Below are 21,096 nucleotides of genomic sequence, written 5' to 3'. Positions count from 1 at the left end.
AGAGTCCTTCTCGTATGAAGGACTCTTTTTATTCGGTATCTTCAGGTTGATATTCTAAAATATCCCCGGGTTGGCATTCTAATGCTTTACATATTGCTTCTAAAGTTGAAAAACGGACTGCTTTTGCTTTTCCATTTTTCAAGATAGAAAGGTTAGCCATTGTAATTCCAACCTTCTCCGAAAGTTCTGTTACACTCATTTTTCTTTTTGCTAACATTACATCAATATTAATAATAATTGCCATATTATTCACCTCAGACCGTTAAATCATTTTCTGATTTTATATCTATAGCATCTTTTAATAGTCTTTGGAGAACGGCAGCAAAGACCGCGATTACCATTGAAGCAAAAATCATAATCATTCCGATAATAATAATGCCAGGGGCGTCATCTCTCTCTGCCACGAGATAGAAAAGTGGCATACCTAATACATATAATACACTAATTGCCAATGCGCTGTACTTAATATTTTTTAAAGCTTGAACAGATAGCTCTGAGAATGCGTTATTTTTATCAATATAGTTTAAAAGCTTAAATGTTTGGTACAGTGCGAAGTAATAAGGTATTGCTGTTGCGTATAAATTGATAAATACAAGATATTTAATATATGCAATATCTGGATATAATTCTGCGGCAAAATTTCCTATTTTAGGGACTAAAAAAATGCACATAGCAAGAACGGGGATTCCGATCAGAATTACAACGGTCTTTAAAAAGAGTGTGGATCCTTGTTTCATAAAAAGCACCTCATTTATTTAATATCTTATTAATTTAACATGAAATTTATTGTTTAACAATAAATTTTTATTTCTTTTAATTGAGGATTTATTGTTAAATAAGTAATTAATGAAAAGGATGTTAAATCTTTTTTATAAGATAAATGATACATATCAATATTTAATTAAAGAAAGAGAAAGTAACTATTGTTAGCTTTATGAGAATTGGGAACTAATAAAACATATGTAGGTTTTGGTATGGAAAAGGAAATAAGGTGTATTGAAATGAATGCAAAGTTTATGGAGGAACAATCATGTTGAATTATGGTGTGAAGATGAAAAAGTTACTATTGGTGGGAGCTATAATAGTAAGCGTATTAAGTACGGAAAGTATGATGAATTATCATGCGGCCAAAGCTAAGGTGAAAAAAGTAGAACACCAGCCTAAAAATATAATTATGATGGTTATGGACGGAACGAGTTCAACGGCGACAACATTGGCTCGCTGGTATAAAGGGGCACCGCTTACGTTAGATCAAATTGTAACAGGAGGTGTTCGTACGTTTTCGGCGGAATCAGCTATTACAGACTCAGCGCCAGCAGCAACAGCATTAGCAACTGGAAATAAATCGAATTCAGGATATGTAGGTGTACTACCTTCTATTGTAAATTCACCTAGCTTAAAGCCAATAAAAGAAGAGGACAAGTTACGGCCGGTCGCAAACGTATTAGAAGGTGCAAAACGTACTGGTCGTGCAACGGGAATTGTTGCTACATCTGAAATTCAGCATGCTACTCCGGCGGGATTCTCAGCTCACCATGTCAATCGCAAGCGATTTAACGTAATTGCGAAGCAGCAAGTATATCAAAATATAGATGTCGTATTAGGCGGGGGAAAAGCGGCGCTTCTACCTATAAAAAGTAATGGAATCCGAAAAGATGGTGAAAATTTAGTAAAGGTGATTCAAGACAAAGGATACGATTTTGTTGAAACGAAAGATGCGTTATTGAACTCCAAATCTAATAAAATTTGGGGCTCTTTCTCACATCATGCTCTTGCGTTTGATATGGATCGTATAGCAACAAATCCAGAACAACCGACACTTTCTCAAATGACAGAAAAAGCAATTCAAACATTATCAAAAGATAAAGATGGCTTTTTTTTATTCGTAGAAGGTAGTAAGCCAGATTGGGCAGCTCATGCTAATGATCCGATTGGGATTATTAGCGATGTATTGGCATTTGATGAAGCGGTAGCAAAGGCGTTACAATTTGCGAAGAAAGATGGGGATACGATGCTTATCGCTTTAACTGATCATGGTAACAGCGGCATCTCTATAGGGAATAGGAATACGACAAAAGGATACAATACTACACCGGTTTCTGCATACATTGATCCATTGAAAAAGGCGAAAATGACACTTGAAGGAACTATAAATAAACTGAAATCTGATTTATCAAATGTAGAAGATGTAGCTAAACTATACGGTTTGGATAATCTAACTCATGATGAAAAAGAAAAATTAAAAGCGGAAAAAAAGAAAATGGATGTAGGACGAATCCTTACTACATTATTGGCTAATCGTGCAAATATCGGCTTTACGACAGGAGGACATACAGGTGAGGATGTATTCTTATATTCTTATGGACCTCAAAAACCAGAAGGCTTAATCCAGAATACAGACATTGCGAAGACGATGGCCAAAGCGATGGGCTTTAACTTAGAAGAAGTAACGAATAAAATATTTTTAGAGAGTGAGCAAGCCTTTAAGAAAATCGGTGCAACTGTAACAGCCGACAAAACCGAAGGAGTAAACCCGTTACTTGTGGTAAAACATAATAAAGTAGAAGCACAACTATTTGGTAACAAAAATATAATTCGTATCAATGGTAAAGGGTATGAATTAGGAAGTATTATTGTAGAGAGTAATGGAAAGTGCTATGTACCACAAGAAGCAATTCAACTATTTGTAAAGCATTCTCGTTAAAAAATTGCCAACCAGTTAAGCTAACTGGTGGCAATTTTTTGTGTTCATTCTAAATATAAGGGCTCGGATTGTTTTGTAAAGTTTTTCAGAGGAGACTTGTATAAATGTTAAAGGGGAATTATATTCTTTTCTTACATTAAAAAATTTCGTTTTGTAGAATAGAGAATTTATACATATAGTAAAGTCTAATGTATTATCAATTAATATTTACGAAAAATATATTAATACTTTAGAATTTCTTTAATTTTCATTATTTTTTATTTAAGGTTATCCGTTATATTTATAATGTGTTTATTTCAATTTATCGTATTGTAGCGCAGTTTCATATAATTAGAAAGCAATCCTCAAAATAAAATCTCCACTAGAGTAAATTTATTATTTTTTTGCGTTTTTTATTTACAAAAATTATTATGCCGCTAAGAAAACTGTAGTTTATTGAATTAGAGATATATTAGAATTTATTTGAAGAAAGAGAGAGGGAATAAAATGAATATAGTGCACTTACGTCCTAAACAGCGTTCTAAGTATCGAATTATGCTAGGGACGTGGTATTACTCTACAAAGAGGTATATTCAGTGGTTATCAGACGGAAAAACATATGCAAAAAGGTTCCAACAAGAAAAGCTACCTTGTACAGCAATTCAGCACCGAACGATATTACTCCGTAAGCTCAAAGATGTAGATATGTGGTATCAACAGAATAAGGTTGTTAATTTGAAAATTGCTGTTAAAAAACTAAATGGTATCGTCATTAGACCAGGAGAAACATTTTCTTACTGGCGTTTAATAGGTAAGCCTACGAGGAAAAAAGGGTATGTAGAGGGTATGGTATTACATTACGGATCTTTTCAAACAGGTATTGGAGGAGGTCTTTGTCAGCTTTCGAATTTAATATATTGGATGACTTTACATACACCACTGACAGTAACAGAACGATATCGTCATAGCTTTGATGTCTTTCCTGATTCTAGGCGAACTCAACCGTTTGGGAGTGGAGCAACTTGTTCCTATAACTATTTGGATTTACAAATTAAAAATGAAACGGACCAACCGTATCAACTTCATCTTTATATGACAGATGAATATTTAGTTGGTGAATGGAGAACAGTCTATCCGCAACTTTATCAATATGAAGTGTATGAGAAAGAACATTCAATTCAACCTGCATACTGGGGCGGTTATATACGACATAATGTGATTCAACGTAAAGTATATAATCAACAGAAACAGTTAATAGAAGATCAATATGTAACAGAGAATCACGCTATAATGATGTACGAACCACTATTAGCTTGTAATAATGAGAATAGTGAGTAATATGGTAATCCATAGATTAAATAGTATAGAAAATATTTAATTCTTATTTTTATTAAAAAAGTATGAATCCCAGATTTACTGGATTTTAATTGTAACTAAGAACATATAAAAGTTCACTCTTATTTATAGGAGAGTCTGTTTGTTTTTATATCTTATGTATTTCACCCTGCATAAAAAAATATTTCTCAACATTTTATTTGTTGAAAAAGATTGAATATTCGTATTATAACGAATATTATGTTGTTATCGGCAAAAAACGATAATTTGCAGACACTGGGGAGGAAATACATTGAAAAAGAAAAAGAAATTAAAACCATTAGCGGTATTAACAACAGCAGCAGTACTAAGTAGTACGTTTGCTTTTGGAGGTCACGCAGCTTATGCTGAGACACCAACATCATCTCTACCAATAGATGAGCACTTAATACCGGAGGAGCGTTTGGCAGAAGCGCTAAAACAACGGGGGGTAATTGATCAATCTGCATCACAAGCTGAGACGTCAAAGGCTGTCGAAAAATATGTTGAGAAAAAGAAAGGGGAAAACCCTGGGAAAGAAATCTTAACAGGAGATAGTCTTACACAAGAAGCTTCTGATTTTATGAAAAAAGTAAAAGATACAAAAATGAAGGAAAATGAACAGGCACAGCAGCCTGAAGTAGGCCCAGTAGCTGGACAAGGTGCAGCATTGAATCCAGGGAAATTAAATGGAAAAGTACCTACTACATCAGCGAAGCAAGAAGAATACAATGGAGCTGTTCGAAAAGATAAAGTACTTGTTTTACTTGTAGAATTTAGCGATTTTAAGCATAACAATATTGATCAAGAGCCAGGATACATGTATTCTAAGGACTTTAATCGTGAACATTATCAAAAAATGTTATTTGGTGATGAACCATTCACTTTATTTGATGGATCGAAGATTAACACATTTAAGCAATATTATGAAGAACAATCTGGTGGTAGCTATACAGTTGATGGGACTGTAACAGAGTGGCTTACTGTTCCAGGAAAAGCATCAGATTATGGTGCTGATGCGGGTACTGGGCATGATAACAAGGGGCCTTTAGGACCAAAAGATTTTGTGAAAGAAGCATTAAAAGCAGCGGTAGCAAAAGGAATCAATTTAGCAGACTATGACCAATTTGATCAATACGATCAAGATGGTGATGGAAATAAAAATGAGCCAGATGGCATTATTGATCATTTAATGGTTGTACATGCTGGCGTTGGTCAAGAAGCTGGCGGCGGTAAATTGAAAGATGATGCGATTTGGTCACATCGTTCAAAACTAGGTTCAAAACCATATGCAATTGATGGCACGAAATCTTCTGTTTCGAACTGGGGCGGAAAGATGGCTGCATATGATTATACAATCGAGCCTGAAGACGGAGCAGTTGGTGTGTTTGCACATGAGTATGGCCATGATTTAGGCTTACCAGATGAATATGATACAAAGTACTCAGGACAAGGTGAACCTGTTGAGTCATGGTCTATTATGAGTGGTGGTAGCTGGGCTGGAAAAATTGCAGGAACAGAGCCAACGAGTTTCTCGCCACAAAATAAAGAGTTTTTCCAAAAGAATATGAAGGGGAACTGGGCGAATATTCTTGAAGTAGATTATGACAAACTTAGCAAAGGAATCGGTGTTGCAACATATGTAGATCAAAGTACTACAAAATCTAAACGACCTGGAATTGTTCGTGTTAACTTGCCGGACAAAGATATAAAAAATATCGAATCGGCGTTTGGTAAGAAGTTCTATTACAGTACAAAAGGAAATGACATTCATACAACACTTGAGACACCAGTATTTGACTTAACAAATGCAAAGGATGCTAAGTTCGATTATAAGGCATTTTACGAACTTGAAGCGAAGTATGATTTCCTTGACGTATATGCGATTGCAGAAGATGGAACGAAGACACGCATTGATAGAATGGGCGAAAAAGATGTAAAAGGCGGCGCGGATACAACTGATGGTAAATGGGTTGATAAATCATACGATTTAAGCCAATTCAAAGGGAAAAAAGTAAAACTGCAATTTGAGTACTTAACAGATATTGCAGTAGCTTATAAAGGATTTGCGTTAGATAATGCAGCCTTAACTGTAGATGGAAAAGTTGTTTTCTCTGATGATGCAGAAGGTCAGCCAGCAATGACGTTAAAAGGCTTTACTGTGTCTAACGGATTTGAACAGAAAAAACATAATTACTATGTAGAGTGGAGAAATTACGCTGGTTCTGACACTGCGTTACAACATGCACGTGGCCCAGTATTTAATACAGGAATGGTTGTATGGTATGCGGATCAAAGCTTTACAGATAACTGGGTAGGCGTTCATCCAGGTGAAGGGTTCTTAGGAGTAGTAGATTCTCATCCAGAGGCAATTGTAGGGACATTAAACGGACAACCTACTGTGAAGAGCAGTACGCGTTATCAAATTGCCGATGCGGCATTCTCATTTGATCAAACACCAGCATGGAAAGTAAATTCACCAACACGCGGTATCTTTGATTATAAAGGATTACCAGGAGTGGCAAAATTTGATGATTCTAAGCAATACATCAACAGCGTTATTCCTGATGCAGGACGTAAGTTACCGAAGCTAGGACTGAAGTTTGAAGTAGTAGGCCAAGCTGAAGACAAGTCTGCAGGTGCAGTTTGGCTTCATCGATAAAATAAGGTAAAAAGAAGAGAAGCTGCGATAAGTCGGTGAAACTGACTGATTGCAGCTTTTTTCTTCTTGTGAAAAAACTCGCTGTTTTTTATGTACTTATTGGAAAAATATGAAGTTTTTTTGATACATAAAATGCTCCGTCTGTCCAATTATAGAAGCTATTTTGGACGTAAGAAATTTGTAAGTAATGAGTAAGAAAAAAGAGATTTTCATAGTATAAAATATTTATTATAGCTACTTTTAACACCTGATACTAATAGTGTGCTATAATATGAATTAGCAACAAAAAGGAAAGGAATTAGAACAATGACCTTAGAAAATACTAAAAATTTAAAAAAACAAGTTGCTCCTTTTGAAAAATCAACGATTAAAAAAAGTGTTTGGCAACTGATCAACACAATCGTGCCATTTATTATTTTATGGTACCTTGCTTATAAAAGTTTGTCAGTTTCTTATTGGTTAACATTAGTTCCAGCACTGTTAGCCGCTGGATTTATGACAAGGATTTTCATTATTTTTCATGATTGTACCCATTATTCATTCTTTAAAAGTCGACGTGCAAATAGAATAGTTGGAACGTGTATGGGTGTTTTAACATTATTCCCATTTGATCAGTGGGGGCATGAGCATTCTATTCACCACGCTACGAGTGGTAATTTGGATAAGAGGGGTACAGGGGATATTTGGACGCTTACAGTAGATGAATATGTAGCAGCACCATTTAGACTCCGTTTAGCATATCGTTTATATCGCAATCCATTCGTTATGTTTGGGTTAGGCCCAATTTATGTTTTCCTGCTTAAAAATAGATTTAACCGAAAAGGTGCTAGAAAAAAAGAACGTATGAACACTTATTTAACAAATATTTTAATCGTTGCTGTAGTAGCTATACTTTGCTGGGCGATTGGGTGGCAATCGTTTCTGTTAGTACATGGTACTATATTCTTAATAGCAGGTTCAGTAGGGATTTGGCTGTTTTACGTACAGCACACATTTGAGGATTCTTATTTTGAAGAGGATAAAGATTGGGAATATGTGAAAGCGGCAGTGGAAGGAAGTTCTTTTTATAAGCTTCCCAAAATTTTGCAATTTCTAACGGGTAATATTGGATTCCATCATGTTCACCATTTAAGCCCAAGAGTACCTAACTATAAACTAGAAGAGGCACACAATAATACGCTTCCTTTAAAAAATGTACCAACGATTACGCTTGCTACAAGCTTACAATCACTGCGTTTCCGTCTTTGGGATGAGAAAAGTAACAATTTTGTTAGCTTTAAAGATGTCAAAAATATAATTAAAAATAATGTTTCTGTTCGGGTGAAATCTGAACTATAATTGCATCGCATATAAAACTCCCCTTAATCATTTTCGATTTAAGGGGAGTTTTTGTTATATATAACTGATATCGAGGACGTGGAATACTCATATGTAGGTATAAATTTAAGGATACGGTAATTATATTATGTAAATAAGATTAATCATCATAATTTTTTATTATTGTGAAGGATATCATACATATATAATGGAAAGCAGAAGGTAGATGATAGTAATTATAAGAACAGAAACAACGTAATATAATAATTCTTTCAAAAGGAAGGGGACATGAAAGATGTTGAAATTACAAGGAAAATACAATGAAGCGAAAGTATTTACGAATAACGTTGATGAGACTGCGACTGGGCAGATTATTGATCTTTGTAATCAAGAATTCGTAAAGGATAGTCAAATTCGTATTATGCCAGATACACATGCAGGAGCAGGTTGTACGATTGGAACAACAATGACAATACAAGATAAAATTGTTCCTAATCTTGTAGGGGTAGATATTGGGTGTGGAATGGAAGTTTTTGTAATTGATAAGAAAAAAGAAGAAATTAATTTCGATTGTTTAGACGAAATAATTCGTAAATTTGTTCCAAGTGGTTTTCGTATACGAGATAAAGAACATCGATTCTCAAAAATGATTGATTTTGATGGTGTGAGAGCTCCATTTACATCACAACGCGCTCAAAAAAGTATAGGTACTCTTGGGGGAGGAAATCATTTTGTCGAATTAAATGAAGATGAAAAAGGAAATGTATATATTGTCATTCATAGCGGTTCTCGTAATTTAGGTAAGCAAATTGCAGAGTATTACCAAAAATTTGCATATGAACAACTCACTGACGTTACATCAATGAAAGATGAGATTATTAAGAGATTAACTGAAGAGGGTAGAGCAAAAGAAATACAAGAAACTTTAAGAGGAATTCAGAAGCCTAAGATTCGTAAAGAACTAGCTTATTTAGAAGGGCAAGGATTCAAAGATTATATGAATGACATGAATATTGCTCAAAAGTACGCTACGTTAAATCGTAAAGCAATGATTGATGAAATTGTTATGAAAATGGACTGGAAAATAACGGATCAATTTACTACAATACATAACTATATTGACATGGAAAATATGATTCTACGAAAAGGTGCTATTTCAGCTCAGAAAGATGAACGAGTCATTATTCCAATTAACATGAGAGATGGTTCAATTATTGCATTTGGTAAAGGTAATCCAGACTGGAACTTTTCTGGTCCGCATGGGGCAGGACGTATCATGAGTCGTAAGAAGGCTAAAGAATTATTGAGTCTAGAGGACTTCCAAAATACGATGACAGAGGTGTGGACTACATCGGTAGTAGAGAGCACAATTGATGAGGCACCAATGGTATATAAGCCAATGGATGAAATTATCGAAAATACGAACGAAACAATAGATATAAAGCACATTATTAAGCCATTATATAATTTTAAAGCGAATTAGAAGGGTTAAATAAGCAACTAGAAAAAACTATTTTTCGCATTTTATGTTCGCAAACAATCTAATCAAGGGAAGTAGTTTCATTTTATGGTGATGGGATACGAAAAAAAGTCGATTTCCTGTGGAGTTAAGAAATCGACTTTTTTATTTATTATGTGAAATGAAAACAATCATTAGCTTAATAGTAAATGATTATAACCGTCTATTTCTCCCAAAGTTCAATCAATCGACCTTCAGGATCCTTAATCCAAATAAACTTTCCAAACTCACTCATTTCTTCTTTCTTTTCAAGAGGTACACCAATATTCTCAAGATGCTTTATAGTCTTGTTTAGATTATATACTTGGAAATTTAACATTACTTGTTGTTCTGTTGGAAAATAATTGTCATTCTCAGTAAAGAAAGAAAAGATGGTCTCATTTCCTAACTGGGGTTTAATCACAGTCCCATTCCAATCTTCTATATCAAGTTTCAACACTTCACTGTACCATTTTTTTATAACATCAAGATTCTTAGTTCTCCAAAATATTCCTCCGAAACCTTTTATCATCGTATCTAACTCCTGTCTGTCTTTAAATATATATTAAATATATCAAAACAAAACAGTAATAGTAAGCTGAATCATCAACTTATGAACAGTAAAAATCATAATTGCTAGTATTGTAGCATTTACTACATTAACACTTTCAACATCATCATTGGCAAAACTTGAAATCTGGGGGGAAGGTATTGAAATGCTCACTTTTCAACCCATAGTTCATCTGAGAAATTCAGAACTTAAAGTGTTATAAATAATCCTTTCAATAGTAGGGAGAAATGAAAGAAGGAACGATAAAAGACCATACATGAAGTGAAGCGCCACGTGTGGTCTTTTATGTATCGTCAAATATTACATAGTCTCGCTAATTTTACTTTCACTATGAGTGTTAGTAGATATTCTTTTCTTAACTTTAAAGTGATAGTAGGTATAGCAAAAGATGATAAATGGTACAGTGCAATAGATTCCAAGTCGTTGTTCTGGGATAAAAATAAGACTGATTAATATAATGCCATACAATCCAAAACCAAGAATTGGTACGAGTGGATAAAGTGGTGTTTTAAATTTTAAGTCTTCTAATTTTCCACCGTCTGCTAAATAATGTTTGCGGAAAAAGAATTGAGAAACACAAATTGACATCCAAACAATAATGGTAATGACTCCGGAAATTGAAATGAGCCATAAGTAAACCGTTTCAGCAGCTACTACGCTTGTCAAAAGAGAAAAAGCAGAAATAGCTATCGTCATGATTAAAGCGTTGAGAGGAATTCCACGTGATGATAATTTCTTTAAAAAGGTTGGAGCCATTTCGTTTTTTGATAAAGACCAAAGCATTCGAGTAGCAGCGTATAGTCCTGAGTTTGCAACAGAAAGAACAGCAGTAAGAATAACAAAGTTCATAATATCAGCTGCATATGGAATACCGATATTATCAAAAACAGCAACGAATGGGCTCTTTGTTAATCCAGCTTCTTCCCAAGGAATTAAAGCAACAAGAACAAAGATTGCTAAGACGAAGAAAAACATCGTGCGCCATATAATATTTCTAATAGAACGAGGTAAAGTTTTTGCTGGATCTTCACTTTCACCTGCTGCGATTCCAACAAGTTCTGTACCTTGGAAGGAATAGTTGACTGTAACCATTGTTAAAAGAATAGCGGCAAGTCCATTTGGGAATAAACCACCATGATTTACGAAATTTGATAATAGCGGAGCGGGTTCGTCGCCTTTTAAATCAATAAAACCGAACATAGCGGCGCCGCCAAGAATAATGAAAGCGATAATGGCAGATACTTTTATACTTGAAAACCAAAATTCTGTTTCTGCATAACTACGAGCAGATAATGCGTTAATAGTGAAGATTGTAACGCCAAATATTAAACACCAAACCCAAACAGGAATATCAGGAAACCAGCGCTGCATTGTAATGCCGGCAGTTGTAAATTCAAGACCGGTCGTATTCGCCCAGCTTAACCAATACAACCATCCGATTGTAAAGCCAGTTGCAGGATTGATGAACTTAGTGGCATATTCCTGGAAAGAACCTGAGACAGGCATGGCTACAGCGAGTTCACCAAGACATAGCATAACGAAATACATTAATAATCCACCGGCCATAAAGGCAAGTACGGATCCGCCAGGTCCAGCTTGACTTATTATAAAGCCAGATCCGTTAAATAACCCCGTTCCAATCACACCACCGAGTGCAATCATGAATAAGTGTCTACTTTTCATCGTTCGTTTTAATTCATTGTTTGTATTACTTACTTGGGCCATTGTTTTCCTCACTTTCGTAGTTGATAGAATAAAGTTTGATGTTTTTCCGTATTATGGAATGTATTCCGTGATGTGAAATCTTGTTATAATTTTCAGATAATTAAAAAGAAAAGTCAATATTTTTTTGTTTGCGTTTTCAATTCTTTGTTAGTGATATGTTTTTATTGTTAGAAAATTAAATAAATAAATTGATTTCATTTCGAATGTTTGCTAAATTGATAGTTAATTAAGCATACTAACATATTACGAGTAAAGTTGAGGCGAGTTATGGTACAGTCCATTGATCGAGCGATAAGTATTATTAAATTATTGAATTCTACAAATGAAAAAGAGTATTGGGCTATTTCTGATATAGCAGATGGAACACATCTCCCAGTTAGTACAGTACATAGATTACTTAACTCTCTAATGGAGCATGGGTTAGTTACACAAATACCAGAGACAAAACAGTACAAAATTGGACCAATGTGGATGGAAATAGGGTTACGTCAATTGGAGAAGGTAGACTACAGATCAGTTGCAAGAGAAGTGATGAAGCGGTTGGCCTTTGAAGTCGAAGAAAGTGTCTATTTAAATATTCCAAACGGAACACATTCTATTATCATTGAAAGAATGGATAGTCCTTTAAAAATTCGAGTTATCGATAATCTAGGGGAACAAATTCCACTTTCAATTGGTGCCGCAAATAAAACGATGCTTGCTAATATGAAAACGAATGAAATGGAACATATTGTAGAACATTTACTTTCTTCATTACCAGAACAAAAGCAAATTCTTCTTAATCAAATAAAGCAAATAAAAAATGAAGGATATGCTGTCAGTTATGGTGAAAAAACAGAAGGGACAGCTTCAGTAGCTGCACCTATTATCGGATTTAATCATAAAGTAGTAGGAGCATTAAGTGTTGGGTTAATTAGTCATCGTATTAATGATGATCGACTATCTTTTCTTATTAGCAAGGTAAAACAAGCGGCTCATGAAATATCAATAAAAATCGGCAGTACATCAGAACTATAATTTTGATAGCTGTCGTCATTTTTTATTCATATACTGGAATTAGTTTTCATAATGTGGAAAAATAGGGGGATTTATATGTCAAAGTGGCAATCAAAAGAACAATTGATTCAATTATTAAGCGGTCTTGTTGAAATTCCTAGTATTACCGGTTCAGAAGCTGAAGTAATATTGCCAGACTTTGTTGTGGAACAGTTATCTGATTTACAGTACTTCAAAGAAAACCCGCATCATTTACAAAAAAATCCGACAGGGGACGGACGATATTTTGTTACAGCACTAGTAAAGAAAAGCGATAGTATAAAAAATACTGTAATTCTAGTAAGTCACTTTGATGTTGTAGATGTACAAGATTACGGAGTGTGGAAAGAAGATGCATTTAATCCTAAAAAGTTAACATCTATGTTTTATTCTCATAAAGATGAACTTCCAGACCATGTACGTGAAGATATAGAACATGGGGAATGGCTGTTTGGTAGAGGAACAATGGATATGAAATGCGGTCTAGCATTACAAATGGCAATGATTGAACAAGCATGTGAAGGAAGATTCGATGGGAATGTTCTTTTATTGGCTGTACCAGATGAAGAAGTGAATTCTGTAGGGATGAGGGCCGCTGTTCCGGGACTGTTAGATTTAGCTAGAGAGCATAACTTAGATTATAAAACGGTCTTAAACTCAGAGCCTATGTTTTCAAGACATCCTGGTGACCAAAATAAGTATATTTACACTGGCTCTATTGGTAAAGTGTTACCTGGTTTTCTTTGCTATGGAAAAGAGACACATGTAGGTGAACCTTTTGCAGGCTTAAATGGGAGTTATATGGCTTCATTAATAACAGCAGAATTAGAGTTAAACACAGACCTTTGTGATATTGTAGAAGGGGAAGCGAGTCCTCCGCCAACTAACTTACTTCAAAGGGACTTAAAAGAGGATTATTCTGTACAAATTCCGCATCGTGCAGTTACATTATTTAATTTGTTTTTATTAGAAAAATCAATGACAGATGTAGTTTCATTGTTACGTCAAAAAGTAACGAAAGTAGCAGAGAAAATAGAAGAGTCGTATGAAAAACATGCATATCGTTTTTCTAAATATAATCCATTTATACCACCTAATCTTAAAGTAAATGTATTAACTTATGAAGAGCTTATCACATATGCAATTGAGCAACATGGACAAGAAAAAATAAATCATATTCAATCTAATATTATAAAAAATAGAGAAGATAAAGATGATCGTGCGGTAACGATTGATTTAGTAGATAAATTAGCGATTTTATGTAAAGAAAAGGCACCGATGATTGTACTTTTCTTCGCTCCGCCGTACTATCCAGCTGTGAGTTCGCGCAACAATCCTTTAATAAAAGAGGTAGTTGTAGAAATGGAAAAGTATGCACACTACAATCATAAGATTACATTTGAAAACCAAAATTATTTTGGGGGGATTTCAGATTTAAGCTATGTAGGCTTGCAGTATCCACTGGATTCAATGAGTTCGCTTGTAGACAATATGCCATTATGGGATAAAGGTTATTCAATTCCGCTTCAGGAATTAGAAGAGTTTGATGTTCCAGTATTAAATATGGGGCCGGTAGGAAAAGATGCACATCAATGGACAGAACGTCTAGATGTAAACTACGCATTTGAAACACTATTAGATATGTTACCGAAATGCATTGAAAAATTATTAGTTTCTAATAAAATTACACAATCACAGTAGGGAATAGGTAAGGGATAAAACAGAACCTTTAAAGAAGATTCGAATTAAATTATTTTAATATAATTAAAAACGGAACGGCCAAGCTCAATTTTATATGAGTTTGGCCGTTTATCATGTAGTGGATTTTTAATTAAAATTATGTGAATTCATAGCTAACGTAATCTCTTTTATAGTTTTATTTTTTAGTTTGACCAGATAGTTCAACAGACTTTTGCGTACAACGTTGCATAGCTGAAATAATCGCTGTTCGTAATCCTTTTTCCTCTAATGTTGCTACAGCTTCTATTGTCGTTCCACCAGGAGAACAAACCATATCTTTCAATTCACCTGGATGTATTCCTGTTTCTAGTACCATTTTTGCAGAGCCTAACACAGCTTGAGCAGCGAATTTATATGCTTGATTTCTTGGCATACCATCTAGTACAGCAGCATCTGCCATCGCTTCTATAATCATATATACATAAGCTGGTGAAGAACCACTTACGGATGTGACAACATCCATTAATTTTTCACTTACGATCTCTGTTTGACCAAAACTATTGAAAATGTTTAGTACATCTTCTAAATCTTTTTCTGTCACCATTTCATTAGGGCATAATGCAGACATTCCTTCTCCAACAAGAGCAGGAGTATTAGGCATTACTCTTACAACCTTTAATTTTTTATTAAAGGCATTTTCAGTACTTTCAATACTTTTCCCAGCAGCAATCGTAATGATGATAGCATCGTTTTTGATTACTTCTTTTATTTCATTAATTATTGATGCGTATAGGTCTGGTTTGATTGATAAAATTAAAATATCAGCATTTTTAGCTACTTTATTGTTGTCGGTAGTTGTAGTTAGCCCATATTTTTCACTAGCATTTTTTAAATTAGCAGTGTTTAAATCTGAACAAATAATATGATTTGAAGACACTATCTTTTTGTTTATCATTCCGCCAATCATAGCCATTCCCATATTTCCGCAACCGATGAATCCAATTTGTTTATCCATAATAACTCAATCTTGCTCCTTTTATAATCAATTATATCGGTTTGATATTATTATCTTAGAATAAGAATAACATCCCTGTGCAATATAAAGAAACATTCTAAGAGAATATATTCCTTTTTGCAACACTAAAAGATAAAAATTAATTATATTCGACATTATGTAAATATATACACTATAATTTAAGGTTTTATGTTTATGAATATGAGTTAAACTTATATCAATTTGTATTTTCATTCAGTAGGGCAATAATTTCATACAAGTAACTTGTGGCTCTATTTATTTTTTAAAATAACTCTTGACACCGAATCGAACTATATCGCATAATATAAAAAAATTAGATCGAAAATCGTTGAAGGGAATTAGTACATATGTCTTCTTACGAAAGAGAGTGGAATTCACCGGCTGAAAGATTCCTCGTATAGAATGTATCGAACCTATCCCTGAGTCTTAAATGAAAGTTTAGGCGTTCGCCTGCGTTATAGGCACCAAGTGGATATCTATGTATATCAATTAAGGTGGTACCGCGGAACAATGACCGTTTCGTCCTTTTTATTTTATTAAGGGCGAAGCGGTCATTTTTATTTTGCTCTTAAATACTTCAATGCAGCATTGATGAGAATAGATATAGTTGCAAAGTGAATGAAGTGTAAACTATAAAAACTTTGATTTTAGACTTGGGGGATAAAAAGGTGAAAAAACAACGAATTGTTGTAAAGATTGGAAGTAGTTCCTTGGCAGATAGTCACGGAGGCATCTCTACAGAACAGCTTTCAGATCACGTTGCCGCATTGGCTCGGTTGAAAGAGGAAGGGCACGAGGTTGTGTTAATTACATCTGGAGCCGTCGCTGCAGGTTTTTCAGCGCTAGGATATCCTAGTAGACCTGTAACGATTAAAGGGAAACAGGCTGCAGCAGCTGTCGGACAAAGTTTGTTAATGCAGGCGTACACGGAGGAATTCCGTAAATATGGCATCGTTACTGCGCAACTTTTGCTGACGAGAAGTGATTTTTCTAGAAAAGAACAATATAGTAATGCTTACGCTACGTTAGGAGAATTACTAAACCGTTCCGCTCTTCCAATTATTAATGAAAATGATTCCATCTCTTTAGAGGAGCTGACGTTCGGTGATAATGATATGCTGTCAGCTTTAGTAAGCGGGCTTGTTTCGGCGGATATGCTTATGATCTTTACGGATGTGAACGGGTTATATGACAAAAATCCTCAGAAAAATGCGGATGCAAAAAAATATTATTTTCTTCCTGAAGTTACGGAAGAAATTTCTTCTCTTGCAGGAGATGCTGGCTCAAAACTTGGGACTGGTGGTATGAAATCAAAAATCGATGCTGCAAAGACAGCACTCTCTCTTGGTGTGAGTGTATTTATCGGGACAGGACGTGGACAGGAAAAGTTTGTAGATGTTTTGAAGGGTAAGGGTGATGGAACGTATGTTGGTAATGCTCCTCAAAAAGAAATGAAGATGAACAAGCAATGGATTGCCTTGCATTCGCTTGTTAGCGGACAAATTGAAGTAGATGCTGGGGCGGCTACTGCCATCATTCAGCATGGTAAGAGTTTACTTCCAGCTGGTGTTACGAATGTATCAGGATTTTTCCAAGTGGGTGAAGTTGTAGAGGTTGTAACGCAACAAGGGCGCGTAATAGGAAAAGGACAATGCACATATAGTGCAGAGGAACTAAGAGATGTAAAAGGTATGCAAAGCCAAGATATTCAAGTAAGAGGCGAGAGACATAGTTATGAAGTCATTCATAGAGATCATTGGGTTTCACTTTAAAAAGGAGGAAATGAAAATGAATGAAGTGTTGGCAAAGGGGATAAAAGCAAAAGAGGTTGCTAGAGAGCTTGTGCTTAAAACTACAGATCAAAAAAATGAAGCACTTGCTGCAATTGCTAATCAGTTGATAGTAGAAACAGCTTATATTTTAGAAGAAAACAAACGGGATATTGAAGAAGGTAAGGAGAAAGGATTTTCTCATTCACTCCTTGATCGCCTTTTGCTGAATGAACAGCGAATTGTTGATATGACAGAGGGTATTAAGCAGTTAATTGAATTACGTGATCCTATTGGAGAATGTGTAAGTGCATGGGAACGACCAAATGGACTATCTATTCAGGAGATGCGCGTACCACTTGGTGTTGTCGGAATGATTTATGAGGCAAGACCGAATGTAACTGTTGATGCTGCTACAATTTGTTTAAAAACAGGAAACGCAGTAATACTACGTGGTAGTTCTTCTGCTATCCATTCTAACAAAGCCATCGTTAGCGTTATTCACCGGGCGCTTAAGCAAACTAGCTTGCCTTCAGAAAGTGTACAGCTCATAGAAGATACAACGAGAGATAGTGCAAAACAGTTGTTTACATTGAACGAGTACTTGGATGTTCTTATACCAAGAGGCGGTAAACAATTAATTGATACAGTAGTGAGAGAAGCGTCTGTTCCAGTACTTGAAACAGGTGCGGGAAATTGTCATATATTCATTGATGAAACAGCAGATAAACAAATGGCGTTTAATATTATTATAAATGCAAAAACACAGCGTCCATCTGTATGTAATGCAATTGAGACGATTGTACTTCATGAGAATTGGGCAGAGCAATATGGTAGCGAGTTGTTTTCTTCCTTGAAGGAAAGAGGAGTGGAGCTACATGGTGATAATAAAGCAGTGGCGATTGATTCTTCTATCTTACTTGCGACAGAAGAAGACTGGGAAACAGAGTTTTTATCTCTCACACTAGCAGTGAAAGTGGTTTCCACTGTTGAAGAAGCGATTCATCATATAAATACGTATGGATCTATGCATTCTGAAGCAATTATTACTGAAAACGAGGAAAACGTCAGCAAGTTTTTTACTTCTGTAGATGCCGCGGCACTTTATCATAATGCATCGACTCGTTTTACAGATGGATCCGAATTTGGATTCGGAGCGGAAATTGGTATCAGTACACAAAAGTTACACGTAAGAGGACCAATGGGGCTTCCAGCATTAACTTCTACAAAATATGTAATTCGTGGAAATGGACAAATTCGAAAATAATAATAAAAGACACTCAATTGGCTTGAGTGTCTTTTATTATAAAAATTATTTACCATACAAATAGCCCAACGAGCATAGCACTTAATAAAGAAACAGCCATCCCGCTAACAAGAAGCTTCCAAACATTTTTACCGATGACTGATGATTTTTCTCCGCCAAATAATGAATTGTAAGTTCCGTAAATCATACCTACTGTACTAAAGTTAGCAAAAGAAGCTAGAAATGTCGTTGCAACCGCAACCGTATGCGGTTGTAGCGACTTTAAGTTTGATTTTAAATCCATCATTGCAACAAATTCATTCGTCGTTATTTTGATCCCCATTAATTCAGCTACATACATAGCATCACTGCCTGATAAACCGAGTAAAAATGCAAAAGGACTAAAGATAATGGAGAAGATTTTTTGAATTGTTAACCCCGTTACAAAAAATCCTAAAATCCCATTTAAACATGCTGTTAAAGCTACATAACCAATTACCATAGCTAAAATAACGATAACCATATTCATCCCAACTAACATACTGTTTGAAATAGTAGAAAAGAAATCCTTTTTTTCATGTTTTGAAGGTGTGTAAACAACGTCTTCTTCTTTCGAAACTTCCACAGGATTTAATACATTGGCTAAAATTAATGCGTTAATACAGTTTAATGGGATTGCGCTGAAAATATATGTTGCTGGAACCATTGATAAATAAGCACCAAGAATGGATCCGCTAACGCTACTCATACTCATAATTCCAAAAGTCAACAAACGATTTTCTTTTAAAACAGATAATTGATCACGAACAACTGCAAGTGCTTCGGTGTTCCCTAAAAACATCATTTGAATGGAAAAGAAACTTTCTAACTTTGGCAAACGAGAAATCTTTGAAATAACTGCACCTACTTTATCAATAATCCAAGTTAAGATTCCGAAATAAGATAGAATATCGAAAAAAGTAATAACAAAAATGATAGGAAGTAATGCACTAAAGAAGAAATCAATGTGTGGACTGTCCATAGCGGAAGGAAATGCAAAGCGAATACCTTCGTTCGCGCATGCCAGTAGCCAACTGAAAAATGACGCAATTTTATTAATGATAATACTGCCGAGTTTCGTGCCTAACATAAACCACGTAATAAAAAGCTCCAATATGATGAGAATTACAATTGGTCTCCATTTTATATGTTTTTTATTAGGCGAACATAAGAAAACGATTAATATGACAACGAAAATCCCTAACATATTTAATATGAAATGCATGTCAACCACTCCTTGAGCTTTATTATTTGTATATAAAAAAGCTCTTATTCTTCTTAATTTAGAATGAATGTGGTTTAATTTATATTTTTGTAAATTCTAAAAATATAGAAGGGTAAATTCGATAAAAATAGAATTTAATACATAGCAAACAAGGAGGAGATAAAAATGGAGGTCTATCACATAAAGAGTAAAAAGAGGGAAACATACAACGTTCAGGTGAAATATTCGATACTTTTCGAATGTGCACTTGGCATTGCAGCAATTACTCATAAAAGGTTAATTGATACTCTTGAAAAGACTGAAAGTGAATGGAAAGGAATTAGACAATCATTAACAAATGAGATGAGAGAACACTTGCAGTTTGTAGAAGAACATAATACGTGGAAAGCATTGCTTCAGTTATTGTATAAAGAGGATTTTCAAGATTTATCGCAGTTTAATTTTAAAATTGATTTACTTTCAGAAGAAGATTTGAAATTTATATGTTTACCGTTTTTAGGGGAGAAGTATGAAGAGAAAAGACGTTTAGCTGCAACGGGAGTTGTATGTGCAATACACGAACTAAAGGAATTAACGCAGGATCATCCGTTTTTTTCTACTTATATTAGCTTTATATGTGATGTAGATGTACAAGTGCTGAAATCTCATTTAATCACTGTAATGACAGGTTGGTATGAGAGTGTAATTAAGAAAGAGGAGGAAGTACTTTCTATATTAAAACGAGATTATGAAGCAAAAAATGAAATGAATAAAAAGATGAAACCGGAAGAGTTTGTCGAGTGGGCGACTGGCGGAGTGAACTATATGCCAGAGCCAAGTGTTCATCACGTACTTCTTATTCCGCAAATGACGTACAGACCGTGGAATATTGAAGCAGATATTGAAGATACGAAAGTATTTCATTATCCAGTTGCGAATGAAAGCATTCATCCTGAAGATCCGTATGAACCGAATTATTTTTTAGTTCAAAAACATAAGGCTCTTGGGGATGAGGCGAGATTGCGAATTGTAAAAATGTTGTTTGAAAAAGAACGTACATTACAGGAAATAACGGAAAGATTGCAGCTTGGTAAATCGACAGTACACCATCATTTGAAATTGTTACGTGCAGCGAAGTTAGTTGATATACATGACGGAAAGTATGTATTAAGGAAGAAAGCAGTACAGTCGTTAGCAAAAGAATTAGAAGCGTTTTTGAATAGATAATATGCAACAAGAATGTACATAAAGGGAGGAATTTAAGAGAAAAGTTGGTGA

At 34.8% G+C, this 21,096-nt stretch carries 16 protein-coding genes and 1 other annotated feature; of the genes, 10 read left to right on the top strand and 6 right to left on the bottom strand.

What is annotated here, in order from left to right:
* Window positions 1-28: 28 nt before the first annotated feature.
* Both NZ044_RS14755 and NZ044_RS14750 read right to left on the bottom strand, forming a co-directional pair.
* Window positions 29-244, bottom strand: coding sequence for a helix-turn-helix domain-containing protein (locus NZ044_RS14755; RefSeq protein WP_000974619.1), 216 nt, complete (start codon window positions 242-244; stop codon window positions 29-31).
* A gap of 10 nt (window positions 245-254) precedes the next feature.
* Window positions 255-737, bottom strand: a complete 483-nt coding sequence (locus NZ044_RS14750) for a DUF2975 domain-containing protein (RefSeq protein WP_000809118.1) — start codon at window positions 735-737, stop codon at window positions 255-257.
* A gap of 293 nt (window positions 738-1,030) precedes the next feature.
* Here NZ044_RS14750 and NZ044_RS14745 point away from each other — a divergent pair, with 293 nt between their 5' ends.
* From NZ044_RS14745 to NZ044_RS14725, 5 genes are all read left to right on the top strand, one after another.
* On the top strand, window positions 1,031-2,704 hold the full coding sequence (locus NZ044_RS14745) for an alkaline phosphatase (protein ID WP_097826176.1): 1,674 nt from the start codon (window positions 1,031-1,033) through the stop codon (window positions 2,702-2,704).
* A 486-nt stretch (window positions 2,705-3,190) separates the two neighbouring features.
* Complete coding sequence (locus tag NZ044_RS14740) at window positions 3,191-4,021, top strand: VanW family protein (RefSeq protein WP_001028246.1); 831 nt, start codon at window positions 3,191-3,193, stop codon at window positions 4,019-4,021.
* Between the two features lie 289 nt (window positions 4,022-4,310).
* Window positions 4,311-6,698, top strand: a complete 2,388-nt coding sequence (locus NZ044_RS14735) for an immune inhibitor A domain-containing protein (protein WP_000727453.1) — start codon at window positions 4,311-4,313, stop codon at window positions 6,696-6,698.
* A gap of 306 nt (window positions 6,699-7,004) precedes the next feature.
* Window positions 7,005-8,036, top strand: a complete 1,032-nt coding sequence (locus tag NZ044_RS14730) for a fatty acid desaturase (RefSeq protein WP_000171500.1) — start codon at window positions 7,005-7,007, stop codon at window positions 8,034-8,036.
* Between the two features lie 274 nt (window positions 8,037-8,310).
* Complete coding sequence (locus tag NZ044_RS14725; protein WP_340949813.1) at window positions 8,311-9,498, top strand: RtcB family protein; 1,188 nt, start codon at window positions 8,311-8,313, stop codon at window positions 9,496-9,498.
* A gap of 199 nt (window positions 9,499-9,697) precedes the next feature.
* On the opposite strand, the gene NZ044_RS14720 is transcribed toward NZ044_RS14725, so the two are convergent.
* Both NZ044_RS14720 and NZ044_RS14715 read right to left on the bottom strand, forming a co-directional pair.
* Window positions 9,698-10,045 carry a VOC family protein gene (locus NZ044_RS14720; protein WP_000589588.1) on the bottom strand — a complete coding sequence of 116 codons (348 nt, stop codon included), beginning with the start codon at window positions 10,043-10,045 and terminating at the stop codon, window positions 9,698-9,700.
* Between the two features lie 339 nt (window positions 10,046-10,384).
* A complete protein-coding gene (locus NZ044_RS14715) occupies window positions 10,385-11,809 on the bottom strand; it encodes an amino acid permease (protein ID WP_000079997.1) in 1,425 nt (474 codons plus the stop codon).
* Window positions 11,810-12,076: 267 nt separating this feature from the next.
* Here NZ044_RS14715 and NZ044_RS14710 point away from each other — a divergent pair, with 267 nt between their 5' ends.
* Together NZ044_RS14710 and NZ044_RS14705 are read left to right on the top strand one after the other, a co-directional pair.
* Window positions 12,077-12,826, top strand: a complete 750-nt coding sequence (locus NZ044_RS14710) for an IclR family transcriptional regulator (RefSeq protein WP_000250748.1) — start codon at window positions 12,077-12,079, stop codon at window positions 12,824-12,826.
* A 51-nt stretch (window positions 12,827-12,877) separates the two neighbouring features.
* Entirely contained in the window at window positions 12,878-14,545 is a 1,668-nt protein-coding gene (locus NZ044_RS14705) for a M20/M25/M40 family metallo-hydrolase (protein WP_118961927.1), read from the top strand.
* Between the two features lie 175 nt (window positions 14,546-14,720).
* On the opposite strand, the gene proC is transcribed toward NZ044_RS14705, so the two are convergent.
* Entirely contained in the window at window positions 14,721-15,539 is an 819-nt protein-coding gene (proC, locus tag NZ044_RS14700) for a pyrroline-5-carboxylate reductase (protein WP_000360720.1), read from the bottom strand.
* 340 nt (window positions 15,540-15,879) lie between these two features.
* Window positions 15,880-16,090 (top strand) — a binding site (T-box leader).
* A 138-nt stretch (window positions 16,091-16,228) separates the two neighbouring features.
* Between proC and proB the strand changes: the two genes are divergently transcribed.
* The gene (gene proB, locus NZ044_RS14695; protein ID WP_000744738.1) at window positions 16,229-17,332 is read left to right on the top strand and encodes a glutamate 5-kinase; all 1,104 of its coding nucleotides are present in this window, start codon (window positions 16,229-16,231) and stop codon (window positions 17,330-17,332) included.
* Between the two features lie 16 nt (window positions 17,333-17,348).
* The gene (locus NZ044_RS14690) at window positions 17,349-18,596 is read left to right on the top strand and encodes a glutamate-5-semialdehyde dehydrogenase (RefSeq protein ID WP_097826172.1); all 1,248 of its coding nucleotides are present in this window, start codon (window positions 17,349-17,351) and stop codon (window positions 18,594-18,596) included.
* A gap of 49 nt (window positions 18,597-18,645) precedes the next feature.
* Here NZ044_RS14690 and NZ044_RS14685 read toward each other — a convergent pair whose 3' ends face one another.
* Entirely contained in the window at window positions 18,646-19,839 is a 1,194-nt protein-coding gene (locus NZ044_RS14685; protein WP_000545482.1) for a NupC/NupG family nucleoside CNT transporter, read from the bottom strand.
* Window positions 19,840-20,004: 165 nt separating this feature from the next.
* Here NZ044_RS14685 and NZ044_RS14680 point away from each other — a divergent pair, with 165 nt between their 5' ends.
* On the top strand, window positions 20,005-21,045 hold the full coding sequence (locus NZ044_RS14680; RefSeq protein ID WP_097826171.1) for an ArsR/SmtB family transcription factor: 1,041 nt from the start codon (window positions 20,005-20,007) through the stop codon (window positions 21,043-21,045).
* The last annotated feature ends 51 nt before the right edge of the window (window positions 21,046-21,096 follow it).

The sequence above is a fragment of the Bacillus sp. FSL K6-1338 genome (assembly GCF_038006965.1).
Lineage (GTDB): Bacteria > Bacillota > Bacilli > Bacillales > Bacillaceae_G > Bacillus_A > Bacillus_A thuringiensis_S.
Note: the sequence above shows the minus strand (reverse complement) of the source record. Positions and strands in the feature narration are given on the sequence as shown.